This window comes from Psychrobium sp. MM17-31, assembly GCF_022347785.1.
Taxonomy (GTDB): Bacteria; Pseudomonadota; Gammaproteobacteria; order Enterobacterales; family Psychrobiaceae; genus Psychrobium.
Genome location: NZ_JAKRGA010000001.1, coordinates 855443 through 878523 on the forward strand (window position 1 = coordinate 855443; position 23081 = coordinate 878523).

Annotated in this window: 20 protein-coding genes; 9 read left to right on the forward strand and 11 right to left on the reverse strand. The window is 43.0% G+C overall.

What is annotated here, in order from left to right; translation table 11 throughout:
- Positions 1-2: 2 nt before the first annotated feature.
- Both proB and MHM98_RS03745 read right to left on the reverse strand, forming a co-directional pair.
- A complete protein-coding gene (proB, locus tag MHM98_RS03740; protein WP_239438061.1) occupies positions 3-1106 on the reverse strand; it encodes a glutamate 5-kinase in 1104 nt (367 codons plus the stop codon).
- Between the two features lie 135 nt (positions 1107-1241).
- Complete coding sequence (locus MHM98_RS03745) at positions 1242-2120, reverse strand: AraC family transcriptional regulator (protein ID WP_239437903.1); 879 nt, start codon at positions 2118-2120, stop codon at positions 1242-1244.
- A 227-nt stretch (positions 2121-2347) separates the two neighbouring features.
- On the opposite strand from MHM98_RS03745, the gene MHM98_RS03750 reads away from it, so the two are divergent.
- Together MHM98_RS03750 and MHM98_RS03755 are read left to right on the forward strand one after the other, a co-directional pair.
- The gene (locus MHM98_RS03750; protein ID WP_239437904.1) at positions 2348-3517 is read left to right on the forward strand and encodes a hypothetical protein; all 1170 of its coding nucleotides are present in this window, start codon (positions 2348-2350) and stop codon (positions 3515-3517) included.
- Positions 3518-3522: 5 nt separating this feature from the next.
- Positions 3523-4308: an energy transducer TonB gene (locus tag MHM98_RS03755; RefSeq protein WP_239437905.1), complete on the forward strand. Its 786-nt coding sequence runs from the start codon at positions 3523-3525 to the stop codon at positions 4306-4308.
- Positions 4309-4422: 114 nt separating this feature from the next.
- Here the strand turns inward: MHM98_RS03755 and MHM98_RS03760 are convergent, their stop codons facing one another.
- The 3 genes from MHM98_RS03760 to MHM98_RS03770 all read right to left on the reverse strand — a co-directional run bounded on the left by MHM98_RS03760 (position 4423) and on the right by MHM98_RS03770 (position 8004).
- The gene (locus MHM98_RS03760) at positions 4423-6603 is read right to left on the reverse strand and encodes an OsmC domain/YcaO domain-containing protein (RefSeq protein ID WP_239437906.1); all 2181 of its coding nucleotides are present in this window, start codon (positions 6601-6603) and stop codon (positions 4423-4425) included.
- 186 nt (positions 6604-6789) lie between these two features.
- Positions 6790-7425: a tetratricopeptide repeat protein gene (locus MHM98_RS03765; RefSeq protein WP_239437907.1), complete on the reverse strand. Its 636-nt coding sequence runs from the start codon at positions 7423-7425 to the stop codon at positions 6790-6792.
- A 15-nt stretch (positions 7426-7440) separates the two neighbouring features.
- Positions 7441-8004: a hypothetical protein gene (locus tag MHM98_RS03770; protein WP_239437908.1), complete on the reverse strand. Its 564-nt coding sequence runs from the start codon at positions 8002-8004 to the stop codon at positions 7441-7443.
- Positions 8005-8206: 202 nt separating this feature from the next.
- Here MHM98_RS03770 and MHM98_RS03775 point away from each other — a divergent pair, with 202 nt between their 5' ends.
- The 3 genes from MHM98_RS03775 to arsJ are packed head-to-tail and all read left to right on the forward strand — an operon-like array spanning position 8207 to position 11286.
- Positions 8207-9004 (forward strand): metalloregulator ArsR/SmtB family transcription factor, encoded by a 798-nt coding sequence (locus MHM98_RS03775; RefSeq protein ID WP_239437909.1) that lies wholly within the window; start codon positions 8207-8209, stop codon positions 9002-9004.
- Between the two features lie 27 nt (positions 9005-9031).
- Positions 9032-10039, forward strand: a complete 1008-nt coding sequence (locus MHM98_RS03780; RefSeq protein WP_239437910.1) for an ArsJ-associated glyceraldehyde-3-phosphate dehydrogenase — start codon at positions 9032-9034, stop codon at positions 10037-10039.
- A 2-nt stretch (positions 10040-10041) separates the two neighbouring features.
- Positions 10042-11286, forward strand: coding sequence for an organoarsenical effux MFS transporter ArsJ (arsJ, locus tag MHM98_RS03785; RefSeq protein WP_239437911.1), 1245 nt, complete (start codon positions 10042-10044; stop codon positions 11284-11286).
- Between the two features lie 12 nt (positions 11287-11298).
- On the opposite strand, the gene MHM98_RS03790 is transcribed toward arsJ, so the two are convergent.
- The 3 genes from MHM98_RS03790 to MHM98_RS03800 all read right to left on the reverse strand — a co-directional run bounded on the left by MHM98_RS03790 (position 11299) and on the right by MHM98_RS03800 (position 13242).
- The gene (locus MHM98_RS03790) at positions 11299-11544 is read right to left on the reverse strand and encodes a Rho-binding antiterminator (RefSeq protein WP_239437912.1); all 246 of its coding nucleotides are present in this window, start codon (positions 11542-11544) and stop codon (positions 11299-11301) included.
- Between the two features lie 37 nt (positions 11545-11581).
- The gene (locus MHM98_RS03795) at positions 11582-12454 is read right to left on the reverse strand and encodes an EamA family transporter (RefSeq protein ID WP_239437913.1); all 873 of its coding nucleotides are present in this window, start codon (positions 12452-12454) and stop codon (positions 11582-11584) included.
- A 77-nt stretch (positions 12455-12531) separates the two neighbouring features.
- On the reverse strand, positions 12532-13242 hold the full coding sequence (locus MHM98_RS03800; protein ID WP_239437914.1) for an AraC family transcriptional regulator: 711 nt from the start codon (positions 13240-13242) through the stop codon (positions 12532-12534).
- An 86-nt stretch (positions 13243-13328) separates the two neighbouring features.
- On the opposite strand from MHM98_RS03800, the gene MHM98_RS03805 reads away from it, so the two are divergent.
- Together MHM98_RS03805 and MHM98_RS03810 are read left to right on the forward strand one after the other, a co-directional pair.
- Positions 13329-14087: a tRNA-uridine aminocarboxypropyltransferase gene (locus MHM98_RS03805; RefSeq protein ID WP_239437916.1), complete on the forward strand. Its 759-nt coding sequence runs from the start codon at positions 13329-13331 to the stop codon at positions 14085-14087.
- Positions 14088-14209: 122 nt separating this feature from the next.
- On the forward strand, positions 14210-15742 hold the full coding sequence (locus MHM98_RS03810) for an outer membrane protein transport protein (protein WP_239437917.1): 1533 nt from the start codon (positions 14210-14212) through the stop codon (positions 15740-15742).
- Between the two features lie 67 nt (positions 15743-15809).
- Here the strand turns inward: MHM98_RS03810 and MHM98_RS03815 are convergent, their stop codons facing one another.
- The 3 genes from MHM98_RS03815 to MHM98_RS03825 all read right to left on the reverse strand — a co-directional run bounded on the left by MHM98_RS03815 (position 15810) and on the right by MHM98_RS03825 (position 19604).
- Positions 15810-17507, reverse strand: a complete 1698-nt coding sequence (locus MHM98_RS03815; RefSeq protein ID WP_239437918.1) for a methyl-accepting chemotaxis protein — start codon at positions 17505-17507, stop codon at positions 15810-15812.
- Positions 17508-17918: 411 nt separating this feature from the next.
- Complete coding sequence (locus MHM98_RS03820) at positions 17919-18893, reverse strand: ChaN family lipoprotein (RefSeq protein WP_239437919.1); 975 nt, start codon at positions 18891-18893, stop codon at positions 17919-17921.
- A gap of 69 nt (positions 18894-18962) precedes the next feature.
- Entirely contained in the window at positions 18963-19604 is a 642-nt protein-coding gene (locus tag MHM98_RS03825; RefSeq protein WP_239437920.1) for an arylesterase, read from the reverse strand.
- Here MHM98_RS03825 and MHM98_RS03830 point away from each other — a divergent pair.
- Together MHM98_RS03830 and MHM98_RS03835 are read left to right on the forward strand one after the other, a co-directional pair.
- On the forward strand, positions 19570-20289 hold the full coding sequence (locus MHM98_RS03830) for an ABC transporter ATP-binding protein (RefSeq protein ID WP_239437921.1): 720 nt from the start codon (positions 19570-19572) through the stop codon (positions 20287-20289). The two genes, MHM98_RS03825 and MHM98_RS03830, sit on opposite strands and share 35 nt — an antisense overlap.
- Positions 20279-22816, forward strand: coding sequence for an FtsX-like permease family protein (locus tag MHM98_RS03835; protein WP_239437922.1), 2538 nt, complete (start codon positions 20279-20281; stop codon positions 22814-22816). Before MHM98_RS03830 ends, MHM98_RS03835 begins: the two co-directional genes overlap by 11 nt.
- The last annotated feature ends 265 nt before the right edge of the window (positions 22817-23081 follow it).

Below are 23081 nucleotides of genomic sequence, written 5' to 3' on the forward strand. Positions count from 1 at the left end.
TGCTATTTAATTACTAAATTATTTCTATGCACTACGACCTTGCCGTAGGCATAACCGAGAATTTCCTCGATTTTTTGTGAATGCTGACCTTTGATACGCAATAAATCATCGCTGTTATATCGCGTTAAACCACGAGCGATTTCAGCGCCAACTTCATTGTGTAAAATCACCATATCACCGCGATCAAAGCGCCCTTCAATGGCAACGATTCCTTTGGCCAATAAACTACTACCCTTTTCAATAACCGCCTTACTCGCCCCTTTATCTAAACGAATACTTCCAACGGGACCTGGGCCGGCAAGTAGCCAGCGCTTGCGACTTTCCAATGGATTTTCTGATGGGTTAAAACGCGTACCTATACGCTCGTCATTGCAAATATCGATAATGACATCACTTTGCTGACCGGCGGCGATAATCACTGCCGCGCCGCTGCGTCTTGCAAGTTGTGCTGCTTGCAGTTTTGTCGCCATGCCACCAGTGCCTAGTGAAGTGCCACTATCACCAGCAATTTTTCGCAGCTCATCGTCAATAACATCGACTTCGCTAATTAATTTAGCATCGGAATTAGTGCGTGGATTAGCATCATATAATCCCGCTTGATCGGTGAGTAGTAGCAATAAGTCGGCATCGGCAAGGCCCACCATCAAGGCTGACAAATTATCGTTATCGCCAACTTTTATTTCGTTGGTGGCAACGGCATCGTTTTCGTTAATGATAGGAATAATTTTATGTTTAAGCAGCGTTTCCAACATATCACGCGCATTGAGATAACGCTCGCGATCGTCAAGATCTGCGCGCGTTAGCAGCATTTGCCCAACGTGAAGTCCGTAGATGTTAAACAGATTTTCCCACGTTTGAATAAGCTGACTCTGACCGACAGCAGCCAACATTTGTTTGCTCGCCATCGAATCATCGAGGGTTGGATAATTTAATCGCTCGCGTCCAGCGGCAATAGCACCAGAGGTACAAAGCACAATTTCACAGCCATTGTTGTGTAAGTGCGCCATTTGACGCACCAACTCCACCATCTGTGCTCTATTTAATCTGTCGCTACCACCAGTTAGAACACTGGTTCCCAATTTAACAACAATTCGTTGATACTTGATTGTCACTTGCTATTCATCGCTAATTTTTGATGATTATTTATACCTTGAAAAAGGCAAACGCAGCAAGGTTAAAATCCAGCTAAAAACTAATAACACCAAGGATTTGGGAATAACTATCGCTGTATACAATATAATCTATTTAATGGGTAAGTATATTTCGAAGGATTGTTGATTCATTACCACCTCAGGAAACATCGTCACCCTTTTAACAAACAACGGTCTGTCGTCGCACTCGGCATTATTATCGATTAGCCATTCGCCATAAAGATAGTGAATAGCCTGCGCCATTATTTCATTAGTTCCGACACATTTAAGGCGGGCGCATTTGCCACCATCGATAACTGCATTTTCCACGCCTACATCGTTATCACTAATTGGCTCTTTTACGCTGCAAGCAATATCAAAACGATAATCACTCGCGGCGACGTTATTTGGATCGTCATATAAAATATTAAAAGTATCGGTTTGTTGTGGTGATAAGTTTCCTTGCGCGCGGCGCCACTCGATAAAGCGTGCAACAGTTTTCATCACTAGCGCAGGTTCACCAACATGCGAAAGACGCGCGATATTCGTTGTAGGGAAGTCGATAATCTCAACTTGTTGTTCCGCTGTCGTAAAGTCCATTCTTAATAACCTTGTGTTGTGATCCGAAAGATTAAGACTGCTGTGATGCAGCTTTTCCCACGGTGTCATTTGTCTAAATTGAAGCGGACTCTGCCCCATAGTTCTCTTAAAGGCTCTACTAAAAGCCTCATGGCTTTGAAACTGACTATTAAAAGCAATATCGCAAATGCTATGAGCGCGAAAAGCCAGCTCAAAGGCGCTGCGCTCTAGTCTAATTTGCTGTAGATACTGAATGGGAGAAAGACCAAACATCGCACTGAACTGACGCTGAAAATGGTACTTAGAAAAGTGTGCCACCTCGGCTAAGTCGTCTAATGATACAGATTCATCAAGATGCTGATGAATATAGTGGATAACTTTGCGAAAACGTTCTTTATAGCGATGCTGCATTATTTTCTAATTAACCTTAAATTTACGGAGTTGTTCAATGCACAGCAAAGGTTATAGGATTAACGTCATTCAAGCTTGATTGAAATTGCTAGGCATCAGTTAGAAACGGTAGACCTATTTTTAAATCTCTAAGCAGTTCTAGATTTATAAGCAGTTCTACATTTATAAGCATAAGTCACAAAAAATTGTGCTATGCTCCCTTAGCATTTTCGATTAAGGGATTAACAATGATGCCAAAAAATCTATCTCGACTGCTGCTTCTGTCAGCGATAATAGCATTAGCCACTGGTTGTGCATCAACAACTAAGACAGAATTAGCAGCTTACGATAAGCATGTTGATTATCAAATGCCTGCAGTGTCGATTTATCACACCAAACTTTCACCCAAACTCAAAAGTAAATGTCAGACTTTCGCTGATGAATCCGTGTTAAATCATTGTCGTATAAACAAGGTATCGACACGACAGTACAGCAAACAATTTAAAGACACTAACTTGTTTGAAGACGTCCATTTTGCCAACGACAATATTGAGTATTCTATCGCAATAGCAACGGCAAGTATGGATTCAGAAACCGCTGGTGAGATATCGCGAGCGGCGTTATCTGGCGCCAGCTTAATGCTCATTCCGATGAAAAACTCGATGGACGTTGACGCCGAGGTTTCTGTCTATTGGCGTAATTTCAAAATCAAACAATACGATTACAAGCTTCCTTACATCAGTAGTATATCGCTATTTAGCGATAAAGAAGACGCCGATATCGAATTCGCGCAGAGTTTGGTTTCTAATGTGCTCAAAGACTTGCAAACAGATCAAACACTCTCAACCCGTTTTTTAACTAAAACCCTTAAAGCCAGTAATTATGAGCAAGACTTAGTGGTGCCAGCTAAGATCGCTAACTTCGACAACATGGGACAATACATCTATAACGATCCCCTATTAGGTAGCTCAACTACTTATGCCGCCGACGGTTTTCACAATGATCGCATCGACCTTTATGTTTATCCCACCCGCAAAGTAGATATAAGCGATGAATCTGCGCTACTTGCCGAAGAATCGAAGAACATCGAAAATGAATTTAATAGTGTCGCTAAGCAACTCGAATGGACAGACATAAAATTTTCTCAGCCTAAAACCCTAACAGTGCAGCACGAAAATCAACAAATAAACGGTGTTTATTTCGAAGGTGAATATCTGCAAAAGTTGGGAGAAAAGAGTTTTACCTCGGTCTATCTATTTAAATTAAAAGATAAATTTGTTAAATTCCGCGCCTCTTTCCCCGAACGCTTTATAACCCAACCCATCAGCGAAGTGTTCACACAAATTCGCGTTCCCGATGAATCAGTCTTTATGAAAGAGTTAAGAGCGCAGGGTAGAAAGCAACATGAATCTAAGTAAATCAGATGCTAAGACTAATTATTCTATTGTTTACACTTGGTCTGATTAGCTGCCAATCAACCACAACGAGAATCACACCTTCTCTAGACAAATTAAGCGAGGTTGTTGGTCGTGAGATTGCGAAGGCTTATGACATATTTGAACAAGGTTCCCCCAAAGAAGCCATTAATTATGTGAAGAATATTCAGCCACAAAAAAGGTATGATAAAGCTTATTTAAATCTATTGATTGGTAAATTGCTCCTCACTCAATCAGCATTAGAAAATGCTATCCCATATTTAGAAAAATCATTCGATGCGCGAATACTCGAACACAGTTTGCACCAAGTTTTAATTAAAGACCTCACAAAACTCCACCTATATTTAGGACACGAGAAAAAAGCAGATATTTACGCCAAACATTATCAAGATTTTAATGGAAAATCGTTCAATGAAATTAAACGTGAACTATCCAAGCTTTCTAGAAAAGAAGTTCTACAGAAATTAACATCAAAAAATCAAGTCAGTAATTTTCTGTTCAGAGGTAATAATAGAACGGTCATAAAAAGAGTTAGCCCTAAACTACCCCATAGAGTTCATACTTGGGCAGGACCAATCGAAGGGTATGTTGTCATCCAGTTCGATATTTCATCAAAGGGAATTCCTTTTAATCTACAAGTGATTAAATCATTCCCCACTCAAATATATGACAAAGCAGCTCTAGAAGCGATCGGGCAATGGCGTTACGTTGTTGGCAACTTGGAAAAAGGCCAAACTATACGTTTAGATTTTACGTTTGAAAAATCAAAATAAATCTTTTAAATACTGAAAAATTTATCTCAAATACACGTTAATATAAAAAACAACTTAACAAAATAGGGAGATGCCCAAGCCGCATATGACTTGGGCTAGAAACGTCGATAATTATCAACAAGCGCGCTCTGCACGCGCCTTATGCAGCTTGTTATAGCTATTAAGTAGACGCTGATGTCTATCTAAGCCTTCAAGATCCATATTCGTTGGCTCTAAGCCATAAAAACGAACATCGCCGTTAATGCTACCGATAACGCCTTCCATCACTGGCACGCTAAACATGCGGTTGAGGTTGTGGATGTAATCTTCAATTTCTAGCTCGTCATTTACCGCAATTTCCAATACCGTATTTAGCGCTTGATAGAACAGACCGCGCTCGACTGTGTTGTCGTTGTATTGCAAGTAACTTCCCACTTGCTCAATGGCTTCGTCAACATCACCTAAGGCTAAGTTAATTAAGATTTTAAGCTCTAAAATAGTTAACTGGCCCCAGTTGGTATTCTCATCAAACTCGATACCAATCAGCGTTTTAATATCGGTGTACACGTCAAGCTCACTTTCTTCTAGACGATTGTATAAATCATCTAATGCTTCATCGCTTAGGCTGTGAAGATTAAGGATGTCTTCGCGGAAATTCAGGGCTTTGTTGGTGTTGTCCCAAATGAGATCGTCCACCATGTACACTTCTGAGTAATCAGGCACTAAGATACGACAGGCATAACCGATATCAGTGTACTCAGCAACATAAGCCTCTTTGCCTAAATCAGCCAAAATACCAAATAAACGATCGCTCTCTTCCTCAGTCGTGCCCGAGAAATCCCAGTGGCAGAAGTCATATTCTGATTTCTCACTAAAGAAGCGCCATGAAATAACACCTGTCGAATCGATAAAGTGATCGACAAAGTTCTCCGGCTCACTTACTGCTGCACTTTCAAAGGTCGGCTTAGGTACATCGTTTAAACCTTCGAAACTACGACCTTGTAACAACTCAGTTAAGCTGCGCTCTAGCGCAACTTCAAAGCTTGGGTGTGCGCCAAACGAAGCAAATACGCCACCTGTTTTCGGGTTCATCAAGGTGACACACATAACAGGGAATACACCACCAAGTGACGCGTCTTTTACCACAATTGGGAAACCTTGTGCTTCTAGCGCATCAATGCCTTCTTTAATGCCTGGGTATTGGGCAATAACTTCTTTAGGCACTTCTGGTAGCACAATCTCTTCACTAATAATTTGCTTTTTAACCGCGCGCTCAAAGATTTCAGATAAACATTGCACCTTGGCTTCTGCCAAGTTGTTACCCGCGCTCATGCCGTTACTTAAGAATAAGTTTTCAATTAAATTTGACGGGAAGTACACCGTCTCGCCATCGCTATGACGCTGATATGGCAAGGCACAGATACCGCGCTCGACATTGCCCGAGTTAGTGTCAATTAAATGCGATGCGCGAAGCTCACCTTCAGGATCGTAAATAGCACGGCTGTAATCATCTAAAATACCTACTGGCAGCGCGTCAGACTCATCACCTTTAAACCACTTTTCATTTGGGTAGTGAACGAAATCGCGATTAGCAATATCGCTGCCAAAGAACTGATCGTTGTAGAAGAAGTTGCAGTTTAAGCGCTCGATAAATTCACCTAACGCCGAACATAATGCACTCTCTTTCGTCGCGCCTTTACCGTTAGTAAAACACATGTGAGATGCCGCATCGCGAATATGCAGTGACCATACGTTCGGTACAATGTTGCGCCATGATGCCACTTCGATTTTCATGCCTAAATCAGACAAAATCTTAGTCATCTGCTTGATGGTTTCTTCCAGTGGTAAATCTTTACCCTCGATAAAGGTCTGACTGCCGTCATCAGGCAGTTCCATCAACATGGCATCAGATTCATCTTTGAGATTAGTTACCGCTTCAACGATAAATTCAGGCTGATTTTGCACCACGCGCTTCACAGTACAGCGGTCGATAGCACGTAAAATACCCGTGCGATCACGCTCGCTAATGCTATCTGGTAATTGCACCTGAATCTTAAAGGTTTGCTGATATCTATTTTCTGGATCAACGATATTGTTTTGCGACACCGAAATACCATCGGTTGGGATATCGCGAGAATTACAGTAAACCTTCACGAAATAAGCGGCACACATCGCCGAAGATGCTAAAAAGTAATCGAAAGGCCCCGGCGCACTGCCATCGCCTTTGTAGCGAATAGGCTGGTCGGCGATAACGGTAAAGTCATCGAATTTCGCTTCAAGTCGCAAGTTATCTAGAAAGTTAACGTTGATTTCCATGAAAATATCCAGTGTGTTAGCTGCCGCAATTGCAATGTAATAAACGGCCAAAAATAATTGGCGCTAATTATCCAATGTTTTAGAGGCAGTGTCTTGAAATAATTACGGGAAATTAGTGGAGATTGAATAAGATCACTTTAAGGCAGTGAGATAAAAAAGCGCCCCCGAATTGGAGGCTACTTTAAATTAGCGCTTCAGTTTCAGTATTGGCGCTAACACATTAGTCCAATAAGGATCACAGTTAGCATTGCAAGTTTGTATTTTTGCGGCTTTCAAAATCTGGCGATAATCAGCCTGCATTACTACAGTAATTCTTTCTGCAGCGCTAGCTAAGTTCGAAGATCCAGACTTTATGTCAGAATTCACAGCGCTATCACCGACAGTGTCTTCAGTACTATTCTGATCGCGATGCTCCAGAAGTTCGTCTAATTTTGCGACTTTATCTTTGGCATCAAGTGTATTCTTGCGACTTGCAAGATAATACCACTTACGAGCAGACTTTAAATTTTTGGCTTTAAACAAGCCGTGTTCATAAAAGTAGCCCAATTGATACTGCGCGCCGGGTTCGCCTTTCCGCGCAGCCCTTGCTAAATGTCGATTAGCTTTCTCGATATTTTGTTCAACCCCAATTCCCTGATACAACATAATTGCCATAGCAAACTCAGCTAGTGACGATCCCTGTTCAGTATACTTCCTAAAGAATTGATACTCTGTTGTGCAATCACTTTCGCATAAACTGATTAGTTTTGATTCGCTCATTGCACCAACAGAAGAGCTCCCGAAAATGCTAACAACAATTAAAACGCTAATAATAGATTTCATAATATACACCTTATTCTAACAACGAGGACGGTTGTAGCGAGTAGGCAACTTCTTATCGGTAATCGAACCTTCGAACCCATGATTCATGTCACTAACTGTATATTTGAAACTACAAGGATTAGTGCCTATCTTGTCGAGCCTAGAGATACGCTGTCCCGATATGGCAATGGTTTCCATTGGCGCGTTAAGGGTAACTTCTGGGACTTCAAAATCAGACAATGCAGATACGGTCGACACTATCTTCTTAGATTTAATATCTTCAACCCAAACGTAAATATATCCCTTTTCTTCCTTTGTCATGAGCTGATAATTATGATTTTCTTCAAGTTTGACACGCATAGTATGAAAACTTTGCTGCGCTTTTTCCCCTTTTAAAGATTCTAATCGTTCTACTTGCAATAAATACGAACCTGGTTCTTTAATTAGTCCTTCAAACAGCTTGCCGTTAACGCCGACTAAAGTCAGCAAAATTTCATCGGGCTTTTTTAAATAATTATCTTTGATATTAATTGTTGATTTGGGGGTGGAAACACATGCGGTGAGAAAAATAGCTAATGTTATAGTTAGAATTTTATGCATCTTTAACTCCTTTTTATTGTTTAGAAAATCTACACTAGGATGATTAGAAAATAACTTCAACATAAAAATCAAAGTTTTACACAATGTTAACATTTAAATAACAAACGCACTTCCCGTCTCAAAAAAATAATTCAGCCAACACTTGAATATACAAAAAATCAAATATACACTATTTTACATATTTAATAAGGTGAGAATTTGCATGACGAATAATCAACGAAAACGCATTTTATTTTTGTGTACTGGAAACTCAGCCCGTTCACAACTTGCACAAGCATTGTTGACACATAGAGCAAGCGATTATTTCGACGTTTTCAGTGCCGGTATGGCGCCTGAAACCGTTGATGAACGCGCGGTAAAAGCCCTTAGCGATCTCGATATTGATACGAGTGTACTCTACTCTAAACCCTTCTCAGATTTCGATGGCCAGCACTTCGATACCGTTATTACACTGTGTGAAGACGCACAGGCGCAATGCCGAGAATACGACAATGCAACACAGCAATTAGCATGGCATCTTCCCGATCCCAAAACACGCCAACAAGCTCATGCCTTTAGTAAAACTTTGCAAGAAATTGATGATCTCATTTCTCTATTCCTTGCCGCCGAGTTTCCTGAACAATTTGCAGTCCAAGACAGCGGCGACATTGCACTTAACCCCATCGATTTTTACAAAGGCCTGACCGACGATATTCGTCTACGCACGCTAATGCTCACCCATTACCACGGCGAATTATGTGTCTGTGAGTTAATGGAAGCATTAGATGAAGAAAGTCAGCCAAAGTTATCGCGCAATCTCGCGGTGCTAAAAAAGTCCAATATTATCGTTGGCCGTAAGCATGGACAGTGGGTGTTTTACCGCATTAATCCGCAGCTACCACAATGGGCGAAAAGCGTATTAGCACAAACAACCAGACACAATATTTCGCTAATAAAAGAAAGTATTAACGCATTAAAGGCGATGAGTAATCGCCCAAGCAAAGACAGATTTTGCGGTTAATAAACCGTATTAACAATTGAGGTTATTATGACAATTAAAGTAGGAATTAACGGCTTTGGCCGTATGGGACGTTTAACAATGCGTGCGGCCTTTGACTGGCCTGAGTTCGAAGTGGTACAAATCAACGATCCCGCAGGTGACGCAGCAACACTAGCGCATCTTCTAACATTCGATTCAGTACACGGCACTTGGCATCACGAGGCGACTGCTGATGGCGACAATATGATTGTCGATGGTAAAACAATTGCCTGCACCCGCAATGTTGCCGTCAATGACACTGACTGGTCAGGCTGTGACGTAGTGATTGAAGCCAGCGGTAAAATCAAGAAAAAAGCCATGTTGCAAGATTACTTAGATCAAGGTGTTAAGCGCGTGGTAGTCACGGCACCAGTTAAAGAAGATGGCGTTCTGAACATCGTGATGGGAGTTAACGATCATCTGTACAACAAAGACGAGTATCCAATTGTTACTGCCGCTTCTTGTACCACCAACTGTTTAGCGCCTGTGGTTAAAGTATTGCACGAGAAAATCGGCATTAAGCACGGCAGCATGACGACTATTCACGATATCACCAACACCCAAACTATTTTGGATGCGCCACATAAAGATCTGCGCCGCGCCCGCGCTTGCGGCATGAGCCTAATTCCAACAACCACTGGCTCAGCAACCGCTATCACGCATATTTTCCCTGAGTTAAAAGGCAAGCTAAACGGCCACGCTATTCGCATCCCGCTGGCTAATGCGTCGATTACCGACTGTGTGTTTGAGATGGATCGCGCAACCACTGTCGAAGAAGTGAATAAGTTAATGGCAGACGCGGCACAAGGTGAGCTTAAAGACATTTTGGGTTATGAAGAGCGTCCGCTAGTATCTATCGACTATCGCACCGATCCGCGCTCAAGCATTGTCGATGCACCATCGACTATGATCGTCAACGACACTCAAGTGAAGCTATACGTGTGGTATGACAACGAATGGGGCTACGCGAACCGCACCGCAGAATTAGTGAAACTAGTCGGACTAAGTGATAAATAATCATGTTGAGTAAACTCGCGGGTCTGCCGCAAAGCCTCAAGCAATATCTGATTATCACCGGAAATTACTGGGGCTTTACCCTGACCGATGGCGCGCTGCGAATGCTGGTGGTATTGCATTTTCACCAGCTTGGTTATGAAGCGCTTGCCATCGCGATGCTGTTTTTGTTCTATGAAATCTTTGGCGTAATCACCAACCTTGTTGGCGGTTATCTCGGTGCTAAATGGGGCTTAAATCGCACCATGAATATTGGTTTGGCAATGCAGGTCATTGCCCTGCTGATGCTCGCCGTGCCTAATGAATATCTCACCATAGCCTATGTTATGGCGGCACAGGCACTGTCTGGTATTGCTAAAGATCTCAATAAAATGAGTGCTAAAAGCTCCATTAAGTTTTTAGTCTCAGGTAACGAGAACAATAAGCTCTATCAGTGGATTGCGTTGCTAACAGGCTCTAAAAACGCATTAAAAGGTGTCGGTTTCTTCTTAGGCGGCGCGCTATTAGCCCTGCTTGGTTTTACCAACGCAATGATTGCGATGGCCGCATTCTTATTTGTGCTGTGGTGCTTTAGCCTATACGCCTTACAGGGCGATATTGGCAAGGCGAAAAATAAGCCCAAATTCAAGGAAATGCTCTCAAAGAGCCACTCGATTAACGTGCTATCGGCGGCTAGATTATTCTTGTTCGGCGCTCGTGATGTGTGGTTTGTCGTCGCGCTCCCAGTATTTTTAGCTCAAATATTTAACTGGAATCACTGGTGGGTTGGCGGCTTTATGGCGTGCTGGGTCATTGCCTATGGCATGGTGCAATCAATTGCGCCTCGCATAACAGGAAACGATAAAATCGCCCCAGCCGATGGTAAAACAGCGATTAAATGGGCAGCGCTATTAACCTTGATTCCAGCGCTAATCGCTATTGCCCTAAGCAGCGATTTCTATATCAAGATTTCACTCATTGGCGGTTTACTAGTCTTTGGCGCGCTGTTTGCGGTTAACTCATCGCTACACAGTTATTTGATTGTCCGTTACGCCGGAGAAGATGGCGTGTCATTAGATGTCGGTTTTTACTACATGGCCAACGCCATGGGACGTTTGATAGGCACGGTATTGTCAGGCTGGGTTTATCAAGCCTATGGCCTTACAGCTTGTCTGTTGATATCGACACTCTTTATTGCCCTAGCGACAATTCTGTCACTCAAGCTGCCTGTCAACGACACTCAAGTTACCCGTCAACAACACAGGCGATAACAAGGCAATTAGCTAGAACTCAACGACCGTCAAATGCGGGTTATCAATATTAACCCGCATTTGTTTTAGCTCATCTAACACCACTAAGAGTGATTTGCCATCACAATCAAGTGCAATGCATTCAGCTTTATGCTCATTACGCGCTGTATCTACAGCGATTCCTGTCACTTCATCACCATTTTTTAGCGACAAGGTAACTGGATAACGATACATACACACAATTTCTATCGTGTCGTATAAGTTGCAGGAAATAGCCATAGCAGATGCACTCTTCAAATAATAATTTCAGATTCAACTATTCAACAAGTTGCGGCTTTTGTACATCAGATTTTTTATAGTTAATAATAATCGACGCGCTAATCAGTAGGCCTAACGCCAGTGCCAAATTACTCGACCACTGAGCATAACCAAAGCTTGCTAATAGGAGCGCTGAAATTAGTGGAGCACTAAAACTCAACGAAGCTATTAACGATGAATTCCCTCTCTTAAGGCCAAACTCCCAACAGTAGAACGCGCCGCCAACTGGGCCTAATGCTAATAACGCGATGGCAAAGATAAGCTGATTATCAAAAACCACCGCCCAGCTTTCTGTTAACGCGCTAATAATCAATGAGATAACAGACACGCCTAAACACAACCACGGCATATCATCGATGCTGTTATTGGCTTTTGATAGATAGAATGAATAGCTTGCCCAAGTTACGGCGCAGCCAAATGCGAATAAATAGCCCAACGCATAATCTGATGATAGCGATAAATGCTCCCAGCCAAGCACTAGAGATACGGCAAATAAACCGACGACTCCGCCAACCAATGCTTGCAAGCGGCTACCCTTTCCAGCCACCAGCAACGCGAGCATCATTGGCCATAAATAGCTGATCATACTTACTTGAATGACTGGCGCATAATCTAACGCCATAAAATAAAACACGTGAAAGAACATTAAGCAACTAATGCTAATCAGACATCCTCGCCAAGTAAACGTTGGACGCGACACAAGCGGTTTAGCACTTACTAAACGCAGCGTTGGTAAGATAAGCGCGGCGAAAAAGAAACACATCGCTAACAATAAATAAGGTGGCATACCGTTAATCTTTTGGGTTAACAGTGCAAATGCCCCCCACATTACTATCGCCATTAAGCCGCTTAAGGTTGCTAAAATTTTCATTGATACTCCTCATAAATCTGCGGCGTATTATGACAACAATAAAAATAAATACTGTGCGCAAAAGACGGTTTATTGCGTTAAGAAGACTGAACCTGTTTCGGCGAAACGCCAAAATGTGATTTAAATTGGCGACTAAAAGCAGAGCTATTTAAATAACCCACGTCTTGCGCCACTATCGCGATCGGTTTATCGGTATAGGTGAGTAATGATTTGGCTTTCGACATCCGCTGCAGACGAAGATATTGACTAAAAGTCACAGTCATTTGCTGCTTAAACACCACCTTAAATTGAGTGTCACTCAAGCAAGCAATTGTCGCCAGTTGCGTAATGGTTAACGGCTCAGCCAGATGGGTGTTGATGTAATCAATCACCTTTTCCAGCCGTTTGTCTAACAGTCGATGATTTTTCTGCTGCGCTAACAATTGCATCAATAATTCAAAGGCACTACTTTCGACATCGCTATCAACATTTAGCGACAGCTGTCGTTCTAAGAATTGGCAAAATGCCAGTACGCCGTCATCAACGCGTATCTTTTGCTGCACACTCTCCGATAGGTTTTGCGGCAAGCTATCGCTATCAATAACGATAAAGCGCGCAGCTTCATCGGCGCTAAACGCATGAGATTGCATTTCGCGAATAATCACGCAATCGCCAACCGATGCTATTCCCTGATAGTCACCAACCTCGATATGGATACTTCCCATCAGCGGCAGTACCAACTGATGGTAGGTGTGATGATGGCGCTTGAAGGATTTTGTATAGGCGCGAATAGAAAAATGTCGTGGCATGTGCTCACATTCCCAATGAAATAACCAAGATTTAAACGCAAGGTTAAGTATAATAACGTAATCTTAGTTACACACCAGAACGATTTATGCACGCCGTCCAACGCCTATTTCACTATCGCAAAAGCATCGCCACCAAGCCATTTAAAGCCCGTGGTTATAATGTGAAACGCTGTGACGACTGCCGTATCGCCCTCGACTTTTGTATTTGTCAGCACAAACCACAATGTGATAGCAAGGCCGCATTCTTGCTATTGATGTGGGATGACGAGGTCTTAAAACCCAGCAATACTGGCCGCCTTATTGCCGATTTAATCGAGGATACCCACGCTTTTATTTGGCGTCGAACCGACATAGACCAAGCGCTGCTAGCCACTATTAACGATCCTCAATATCAACCTTTTATTGTGTTCCCAGCTGATTATGCCAATGAACAACAACAGGTCATTCACAAGGTGAGCGATGTTAAACTGAGGAATAAGACACCGCTGTTTATTCTCCTTGACGGAAGTTGGCGCGAGGCCAAGAAGATGTTTCGCAAGAGCCCTTATTTGGCAAACTTCCCTGTTCTGTCGATTAATCTTGATTCACAAGACGAGCGTCATCGTCTGCGCAAAGCTAACGGCGATGATCGACTGGCCACCGCCGAAGTCGCCGCCCATATATTGCGAAGCTATGGTGAGATTGCCCCAGCTGAGATTGCCAATGGTGATTTACTCGATTTATGGTTCGATACTTTTAGTCAGCAATACAAAGCTGGCGCCACCGTCCGCCATGAAGTGAAAATAGATGCTCTAGAGCAATTGATTGCTTACAACAACGAGTCACTCACTCGCCGAACCGATTAAACAATCGACACAAAGCGCACAAATCAAACGCTTGTTTCACCATCGATTACAATAGTTGCTTTTATACGCTATATTGCGCCACTTTTGAGCTTTTGCTCTAATATCGATAAATAAGTGGAACTATGTCTTCAATCTCCAAAAATAAATACTCGTTAGTGGCACTAGCTGTGACCTCGGTACTCGCATCATCGGCTAATGCAGCGGGTTTTAAACTTTTCGAACAATCAACCAGTGCCATGGGCAATGCCTATGCAGGTCGCGGTGCACAAATCACCGACGCCAGCGTTGCCTTTACTAACCCAGCGGCATTATCACAGCTAAAACAAGCGCAATGGGTTGTTGGCCTCAACGTCGCTAATGTCGATGGTAAATTCACTAATGCCAGTGGTAAAAGCGCTCAAGGCATGCCGATTTCAGGCCCAGATTCAGGCAGCATTGGCAAAACCTCGCCAATTCCTCATTTTCACTATGCTAAGCCATTAAACGACAAGTGGGCTGTAGGTTTCTCAGTTGCCGTACCTTTCGGTACTTCAAGCGAGTATAACGACGACTTTGTTGGTCGTTACTTCGCCCAAGAAACAGAATTAAAAGTTATCGCCCTACAGCCATCAGTGAGCTATCAAGTAAACGACAAGCTAAGCATCGGCGCTGCTGTTGCTTTAAATTACGCCCAAGGAACCTTGAGCAAATTCAAAGATCACAGCGGTCTGTGTGAGCTAGGTGCAGGCATTAATGGTCAATACACTCAGCTAAGTCGCGGCACTTTCACCGATGTAGCACAACCTGCTTACTGTAATAGCTTCTACGAAGTGTCTGGTGATGATATCAAACCAAGCTACACCCTAGGTTTGCACTATCAATTAACCGATAGCACCAAGTTAGGTGTTAGCTATCACTCTGCGGTTAAGTACACACTAAAAGGTGATTCGAAAATCACGAACACGCCTATCACTGGCGAGTTCGTACAATATGCCGACAATCCTGCGCAATACTGGACAGTACCAACAATTCCAGGCGTGGTAGATGGCTCTAAGCTGCCTGTAGTCGATTTAACAACTGGCAAATTAGCGGTATCACCGACGAAAACTGAACAATCGAAACTAGATTTACACACACCACAAAGCGCCATTATTAGCGTTGACAACCAGATAGATAGCCAATGGTCAGTGCAGGCAACAGCAACTTGGACTCAGTGGAGTAAATTCACCGACATCAGCGTTCTATCAAATGACACTCAAACACCGATTAGCGCTAGCACCCAACAATCCCAAAACCTTAATGCAGACGGCTACATTGGCTACATTCCAGAACATTGGCAAGACGCTTGGGCATTTGCCGTGGGAGCGACTTATCAGTTTAACAAAACATGGACAGTAAAGGCTGGTATAGCGCAGGACAACTCGCCAGTAAACAGCAATTATCGCAGCGCTCGAATTCCGGCCAACGATCGCACCTGGTTTACCTTGGGTGGTCACTACCAAAGTCAAGAAAACTGGAGCTTAGATTTCGCTGCTGGTGTGATGGTAATGAAAGACACGAAGTTTGAAGATAACGAATACAATGCGCAAGATATGAAAATCTACAACAGCAGCTATCAGGCTGATTACAGCATTAACGCTTATGTTGTGTCGATGCAATTTAATTACACATTGTAAAATAACGTGAAAACAAAAAGGTCAGCAAATGCTGACCTTTTTTATGACTTGAGAAATCTAACCTAATTTAGGTCTTAAACTGATGAACATGACTTCTCAGCTCACCTAAACCGGAATTAATAGTTTCGTTAGCCTTCGACGTATTTAACGCTCCATCACTTGTTGCGACAGCGATACTCGTAATACTGTTGAGGTTATTATTAACCTCAGTGGCGACAGCCGATTGCTCTTCCGCTGCTGTAGCGATTTGCTCATTCAATGACGAAATGTTGTTAACAATCTGCGACACCTCTTCAAAAGCCTCAGTAGCAGCACTACTCATTGCTAAACACTTAACTGTGCTATCGCTACCCTTATCCATACATTCCACAGCGTTTTTAGCTTCTTCTTGCAAGCCTTCAACTAAGGTTTGAATATCCCCCGTCGAACTTTGCGTGCGCTGGGCAAGTGAACGAACTTCATCGGCAACTACCGCAAATCCTCGACCAGATTCACCAGCACGCGCCGCTTCAATCGCCGCATTAAGTGCCAGCAAGTTAGTTTGTTCGGCAATCGCGCGAATGGTGTCAAGCACCATACCGATACCATCAGTTTTCTCAGCCAGTGCGCCAATTGTATTAGATGCCATTTCAATTTCTTGAGCCAATTGCTGGACAATGCGATGCGAATCTTCTGCTGATTGTTGGCCGCTATTAACACTATCGCGCACTGCACCAGCCATTTCAGAGGCTTGAGACGTATTGGTAGCAACCTCGTGCGTTGCAGTATTCATTTGATTAACCGCTGATGCTACCGCTTCTATTTCGTTACGCTGTTTTTCGATATTATCAAGCGTCACTAGCATTTCGCCGCTAGCAGCTTTCGATGAGCTATCTAGCACTTCTACCGAAGAGGTTATGTCGGTAATAATAGTGCGCAGTTTCAACACAAAGGCATTAAATGAACGGGCTATATCGCCAGTTTCATCTTGATAACGCTCAGATAATGACTGCGTTAAATCGCCATCGCCATTAGCAATCTGTTCTAAACGCTCATTAAGAGTAACTAATGGTGTCGAAATTGAGCGGGCTATGAAATAAGGAACAACGATTGCGATTATAATGCTAAACAACAATAAACCGCTGATAATTTTAATGCCCGCTAATTCATCTTTCTCGGCTTGTAATGCCGCTGCGAGTGTAAACTCTTGAATCGAGTCGAGCATTTTAATTAGCTCATGATCGATATCATCACGGTGTTCTTGCACGAGATCGAGAGAGCTCTTAAGACTGCCATAATCATTTGTCGTCAACACAGCCTGAATAACTTGTTCCGATTCTAGTTTTAATTTGCTGTAGTTACTTTCAACACTAGTCAAACGCGCCAATAACGCACGATATTCGGCAATAGCGTCTTGTGAATGAAGTTTAGTAATTCCCTCTTCAATAAACGCTTTGGTTTCTTTAAATTCTTTGGTGGATTTTACGATAAGGCTATTAAGGTCGGTTTGAACCGCTTGTACATCAGCTTGTCGCTGCGAATCTGATACTGAAGAGTTCATTCCAGCCCGCAAGGCTCGCTCAAACATAACAGCTTCTTGTAGCTGATGCTCGGTAAGCATGGTAAGCATTTTAGTTAGCGGAATGTCTTCTTCGGCGATATCGATAAGCTCTAAACCAATCTTAGACATCTGACTGTAGCCAACGCCACCCACTAAGCAGATGAGCAATAATTGAATTACCCCTAAGATATAAACTTTTTGCGATATTTTTATTTTAGATAACATGGTCAACTCTACTATTTAAAAGCCATATGCAATCGGCAAAGTTACTTATTTAGCGCAATTATTAAAATTAATGGGAACGACGCCTTGAAAAAAAGGGAGGGAAAGTCGTTTGGTTCCATCAATTGACTTAAATCAAGAAAAATATTCTAAAGCCTTTTAAAACAAAGTACACCGAAAACACCCCCCTCTACTACTAAAATTGAATGTAATTATTTAAATTAAGTAAAATTAATTACTTTCAATAGCTCGAGAGAATTACTTTGAAATAAAAAACAATAATATAGTGCTACATAATAATTCGGCCGCTCATCACAATTGTTTAGAAAAATTATGACTAACGACCGAAAATTTGAAATTTAATACTTGTAAGTCACTGATACAAAAAGTAACGACTCATATAGTTAAACAAGCTTAAAGGCATTCGATTTTGCTTCGCTTATGACCACTCATCACAAGACTGCGTTCGTCTTTGTTTACCCACATCTTTGGTAAAGGTGAAATACGCAGTTGATAGTCAGAAACACTGCCTTGTTCTTCTGCCATTGTTGCGCTGATATAAACGATTTTGGCATCTGGCTTAAGTTTCTTTAATTCAGCACCAGTCCCTAAACCATTAATGATATGAAAGCGGCCTGCGATATGAAAAATGCGCTGCTGTGGATTTTGCTCTAAATGCAGAGCAATCGACTCAGCCATAGTTGCATCCCAAGCCATCTGCGCGCCAAACATTTGGTTAATGCGCTCATCACTTAAAGTCATGCCACGCATATTACTCAGGAATTTTTGGCGATAAGGAGAATCAGAAATATCGATATTTTTAGCCACTAACTTGCGCTCTTGTGCTGGCAGCTTTTCAAGATATTGTGGGCCTTGACGACCAATACACTTCACAATACTTCTCGGTGCGTTGGCAGCAATAACAGGTAAGGATTGTTGCCTTGCAATTTCCACTAATGGACGATAATCGCTCTTATAGTTATCCCATACTTTAGTTTTATTAGTGAGCGTAATTTCCCCCACCTCGCCCTTCACATATCGAGAAAGGATTGCTTGATCGGCACGGGTAAATTGCTCCATCGACAGCGCTAAGGGCTTATCTTGCGCTGCTATATATGCCATTAGTCTCGCTTGAAAAAGATGCACCGCCGGATGCGCGTGAAACTCGCCAACCATGAAAACATTAGCGTCTTGATGTTTCGCGACAAGCTCCTCAATTGAAATGGGTTCACCTGTTGGCGTCAGTAACTGATAGTCATATAACGAAGGGACAGCTGTAACTTTAGCCACAGAATTAGGCGCGGTGTTTGCTGGCGTGGTCGAGGCACAACCACCAAGTAATGAGATTGCCACTGCGCTTAGTAGCGATAATTTTGCAATAGATTTCATCGATTTATTCCCTAATAAAAATGCCATTGTAAAGCAATCACGACACATGTAAATGAAAATCATTATCAACTACTTCGATAGATAATCTTTAAAATAGGCGACTACTTCCTTGGCAATAATTGGCTGTGCTTGTTCGTTTGGATGAATCAAATCGTTTTGCATAAGTTCAGGGTTGGTGGCTACAGATTCAATAAAGAATGGCATCAAGGTAACTTGTTCTTGCTCGGCTAGCTTTGGATACAAACCTGTAAACATCGACGTGTAGCGCTTACCCATACTCGGTGGAATTTGGATCTGAGTCACAATCACCTTAATTCCCTTATCTTTACCCATCTTTACCATCGCGCTTAAATTGTTACGAATTGTATTGATTGGGTAGCCTCGAAGGCCGTCATTGCCCCCTAATTCAATCCACAAAACATCGACCTTATTCTTCTCCAAAAGCCGAGCCAGCCTAGCTTTTCCGCCACCGGTTGTTTCGCCACTGGCACTAAAATTTAGTAATTTAAAATCGGGATGTGTTTTTTGCAGCTCTAGCTCCGCTAAATGCGCCCAGCCTTTTGACGCTTGCATTCCGTAGCTAGCACTGAGACTATCACCCAGTAAAAGAACATTAGTGGCATGAGCCGGAACTATAGCAACAAGGCTCAATAAAACAGTTACATAGGCGCGACGCATGAGTGAAGAAAAAGCAGTAAACAATATCATCATAGTTAAAGATCTTATAAAACAAGTAGCAGTAAATAATGGAACCCTAGAGATACTTAAGTCTATCTCGTTAAATGTCAAGCAAGGACAATCTATCGCCATTGTCGGCGCATCGGGTTCGGGTAAATCGACCCTGCTAGGATTATTAGCAGGACTAGACTGCGCTAGCGCCGGTGAAATTTGGCTAGATGGTGCGCCACTGCATCAATTATCAGAAGAAGAGCGCACCGAACTTAGAGCAAAAAAAGTGGGCTTCATTTTCCAATCATTCCTACTACTACCAGCGTTAACCGCACTAGAAAATGTGATGCTGCCAGCGCAACTTGCAGGCCTTGAAAACGCCGAGCAAAAAGCCAAAGAATTGTTAGATAAAGTTGGTTTAAGCCATCGTGACGATCACTACCCTAACCAACTATCTGGCGGTGAGCAGCAACGAGTTGCTATCGCCCGTGCATTTATTTGCCAGCCGAAAATTCTATTTGCCGATGAACCAACGGGCAATCTCGACGGCTCTAATGGCAAGCGCATCGAAGAGTTATTGTTTGAACTAAATCAGCAGCTTAATACCACGCTTGTCTTAGTAACCCATGATCCAAAACTAGCGCAGAATTGTCAGCGCATCATCACCATGGACGATGGTCAAATTAGCGAAGACGTGAAAGAGAAGGAGCTGTCAGATGTGGTTTAAACCGGCAACTGCGCTTCTCAAGCAGCAGATCAAGCGCGGTGAACTCACGATCTTTATTCTGGCGATTGCCCTTGCTGTTACCTCAGTCTTTTCATTGAGTGGTTTTGGCGAACGTCTTAATCAAGCACTGGTCGCGAAAGGAAGTAACTTTTTAGCGGCAGATCGCGTGTTATCATCTGCCCATGCGATCGACGAGAGCATTCTCAATCGCGCGCAAAATTATCAAATAAAAGCCGCCGAATACCTCAGTTTTAACTCGATGGTATTTCACGGTGATGAAATGCTACTCGCCTATACCAAGGCGGTAAAAGGCCCGTATCCTTTGCGCGGTGAGCTCAAAATTAGTGACAAACCACTAATTGATGTTCCGCTAGATACTCAAGGCACAGTACGTGTTGGCCCGCCACCACAAGGACAGATGTGGGCATCACCAGAGCTTTTAGTGCGCTTTAACGCCAAGATAGGCGATAAAGTAGATGTCGGTGATACCACCCTAACCATCGGCGGCATTGTCACCAACGAACCTGATGGCTCGTTTTCCATTTTTAATTCCAGCCCGACTATTTTTATTAATGATCTCGACGTTGCCGCAACTAACATCGTCCAACCGGGAAGTCGTGTCTACTACAACTATCTCTACAGTGGTGAAGACGAGCAGCTAAAAGAATTTTATCAAGCCATTAAGCCAGATTTAAAAACCAATCAAAATTGGCAAGATATCAAAGGTGAAAACTCGCCATTGGCCAATTCACTTGAAAGAGCGAATCAATTCTTACTGCTATCAAGCCTGCTAGGTATTATTCTTGCCGCCACTGCAATTTCGGTGACAGCGTCCCGCTTTAGCCAGCACCAACTCGATACAGTGGCGCTACTAAAAACCCTAGGTACAAACGATAGCACCATTCGCAAAATATTTGTCTATCAACTCGCTACGCTAGCGGCCATAGGTATTGCCCTTGGTTTGCTTGTCGGTTTTGTCCTGCAAGAAGCGGCATTTGCGCTGGTGCAACATTACTTACCGCAAAGTCTGCCAAAAGAGCTGCCGGGACTTGGCGCTAAGCCGTTACTGATAGCTTTAAGCACCGGCGCTATCTGTGCTGCTTTATTCTCACTAACGCCAATGCTGCGTCTGTTTAGCGTGCCTGTGATGCGGGTAATCAAACGCGATATGGACAGCGCGCCGCTGGGACTTTGGAAAAATGGTTTAGTATTTGGTGGCGCAATTTTTATCTTGCTACTCACTTACTCACAAGATATCAAATTGTCGTTAATCACCTTAACTATTGCCGCAGTAATTGCCTTAGTCTTAAGCAGCATGGCATGGGTAATAATTCGATTATCACGCGGTAAACAATTTAGTGCAGCTAGCCCCTTTAAACTAGCGATGGCCTCCCTCTATCAACGGGCAAATCAGGCGAGTATGCAAATCGCCAGCATCGCCACAGCAGTCATGTTGATGCTGATTGTTCTGCTATTGCGCAATGAGCTTATCGATGAATGGCAAAGCCAAATTCCTGAAGGCACCGCCAACCACTTCCTTGGCAATGTGACGCCAGATCAAGTGGGCGAAATCGAAGCCCTCATGAAAAAATACGATGTTGAAACTAGCGATCTGTATCCAATCATTCGCGGCAGAGTGTCACAAATAAACGACGATGTAGTCGGCGGATATGACAGTGAAGGCAATGTTGATAATGAACGTAAACGCAGCGGACGACGCGGTTTTGGTCGTGAGCTCAGCCTAACTTGGCGCGATGAAAAGCCTGATGGAAATCCGATTACTCAAGGTGAATGGTGGGATCCATCCGATACCGATCTACAAGTTTCCATCGAAGCTGACGCAGCTGAACGTTTGGAGATCAACATTGGCGATAAGCTCACTACCTTGATTGGTGAAGAAGAAGTTGTGGCTACAGTGACCAGCGTGCGCGATGTGCATTGGCGCTCAATGCGACCTAATTTTATGTTGATTTTCAACCGCCCTGCGCTTGGTGACATGCCATCGACCTATATCTCATCGTTCTACGTCGATAAAGAGCAGCATCCAGTGCTCAAAGAGCTGTTGATCAACTACCCGACAATCTCTTTGATTAAAATAGATCGCCTGATCAAACAGCTGCGTGAAATCATTGAGCAAGTATCCTTAGCATTGTCTTACATCATGTTCTTAGTGGTGTGTGCAGCGATCTTGGTCTTGTTGGTACAAATTCAAGCAAGCTACCAGCAGCGCCATCAAGATCTCGTTATTTTACGAACGCTAGGCGCAGGCAAGAAACTTCTGCAACGCTCAATCGCCATTGAGTTTTTGATCTCAGGCGCACTTGCTGGCTTTATCGCAGCCCTAACCACAGAGCTAGCACTGTGGCTTATTCAAACCTTCGTCATTGAAATGCCATGGCAACCACACCCAACATTGTGGCTATTAGCAACAGCAGTAGGCAGCTTGTTTGTGGCGGTTATAGGCACAAGGGCTTGTAAACCACTAACGGTACTATCACCTAATGAACTGATTAGAAATCTGTCATAAGTTTTACAATCAGTAACAACGAGTGAAAAAAAGAGGAAAGTTGCGCTATGCACTTTCCTCTTTTTTATTCTGGTAAAACTAAAAGGTTATTACTTTAAAATCAGTAATTAACAATTAGTTTATAAAAGTGAACAAGCAGCAACTCTGAATAGATAATCGCCGCAGCGCATAGCCATGCAACAGTAAATTTTAGTCGGATTCATGCTTGCTTGTAATTCCCCGCACTTCTGGTTTAATGGCGGCTAATACAGAATTTAACCTCACT

Bases quoted from the DNA above. Each gene is read 5' to 3' on its own strand.
- MHM98_RS03745 (WP_239437903.1), bottom strand. From the start codon at position 2,120: ATGCAGCATCGCTATAAAGAACGTTTTCGCAAAGTTATCCACTATATT.
- MHM98_RS03750 (WP_239437904.1), top strand. From the start codon at position 2,348: ATGATGCCAAAAAATCTATCTCGACTGCTGCTTCTGTCAGCGATAATA.
- MHM98_RS03755 (WP_239437905.1), top strand. From the start codon at position 3,523: ATGCTAAGACTAATTATTCTATTGTTTACACTTGGTCTGATTAGCTGC.
- MHM98_RS03760 (WP_239437906.1), bottom strand. From the start codon at position 6,603: ATGGAAATCAACGTTAACTTTCTAGATAACTTGCGACTTGAAGCGAAA.
- MHM98_RS03765 (WP_239437907.1), bottom strand. From the start codon at position 7,425: ATGAAATCTATTATTAGCGTTTTAATTGTTGTTAGCATTTTCGGGAGC.
- MHM98_RS03770 (WP_239437908.1), bottom strand. From the start codon at position 8,004: ATGCATAAAATTCTAACTATAACATTAGCTATTTTTCTCACCGCATGT.
- MHM98_RS03775 (WP_239437909.1), top strand. From the start codon at position 8,207: ATGACGAATAATCAACGAAAACGCATTTTATTTTTGTGTACTGGAAAC.
- MHM98_RS03780 (WP_239437910.1), top strand. From the start codon at position 9,032: ATGACAATTAAAGTAGGAATTAACGGCTTTGGCCGTATGGGACGTTTA.
- arsJ (WP_239437911.1), top strand. From the start codon at position 10,042: ATGTTGAGTAAACTCGCGGGTCTGCCGCAAAGCCTCAAGCAATATCTG.
- MHM98_RS03790 (WP_239437912.1), bottom strand. From the start codon at position 11,544: ATGGCTATTTCCTGCAACTTATACGACACGATAGAAATTGTGTGTATG.
- MHM98_RS03795 (WP_239437913.1), bottom strand. From the start codon at position 12,454: ATGAAAATTTTAGCAACCTTAAGCGGCTTAATGGCGATAGTAATGTGG.
- MHM98_RS03800 (WP_239437914.1), bottom strand. From the start codon at position 13,242: ATGCCACGACATTTTTCTATTCGCGCCTATACAAAATCCTTCAAGCGC.
- MHM98_RS03805 (WP_239437916.1), top strand. From the start codon at position 13,329: ATGCACGCCGTCCAACGCCTATTTCACTATCGCAAAAGCATCGCCACC.
- MHM98_RS03810 (WP_239437917.1), top strand. From the start codon at position 14,210: ATGTCTTCAATCTCCAAAAATAAATACTCGTTAGTGGCACTAGCTGTG.
- MHM98_RS03815 (WP_239437918.1), bottom strand. From the start codon at position 17,507: ATGTTATCTAAAATAAAAATATCGCAAAAAGTTTATATCTTAGGGGTA.
- MHM98_RS03820 (WP_239437919.1), bottom strand. From the start codon at position 18,893: ATGAAATCTATTGCAAAATTATCGCTACTAAGCGCAGTGGCAATCTCA.
- MHM98_RS03830 (WP_239437921.1), top strand. From the start codon at position 19,570: ATGAGTGAAGAAAAAGCAGTAAACAATATCATCATAGTTAAAGATCTT.
- MHM98_RS03825 (WP_239437920.1), bottom strand. From the start codon at position 19,604: ATGATGATATTGTTTACTGCTTTTTCTTCACTCATGCGTCGCGCCTAT.
- MHM98_RS03835 (WP_239437922.1), top strand. From the start codon at position 20,279: ATGTGGTTTAAACCGGCAACTGCGCTTCTCAAGCAGCAGATCAAGCGC.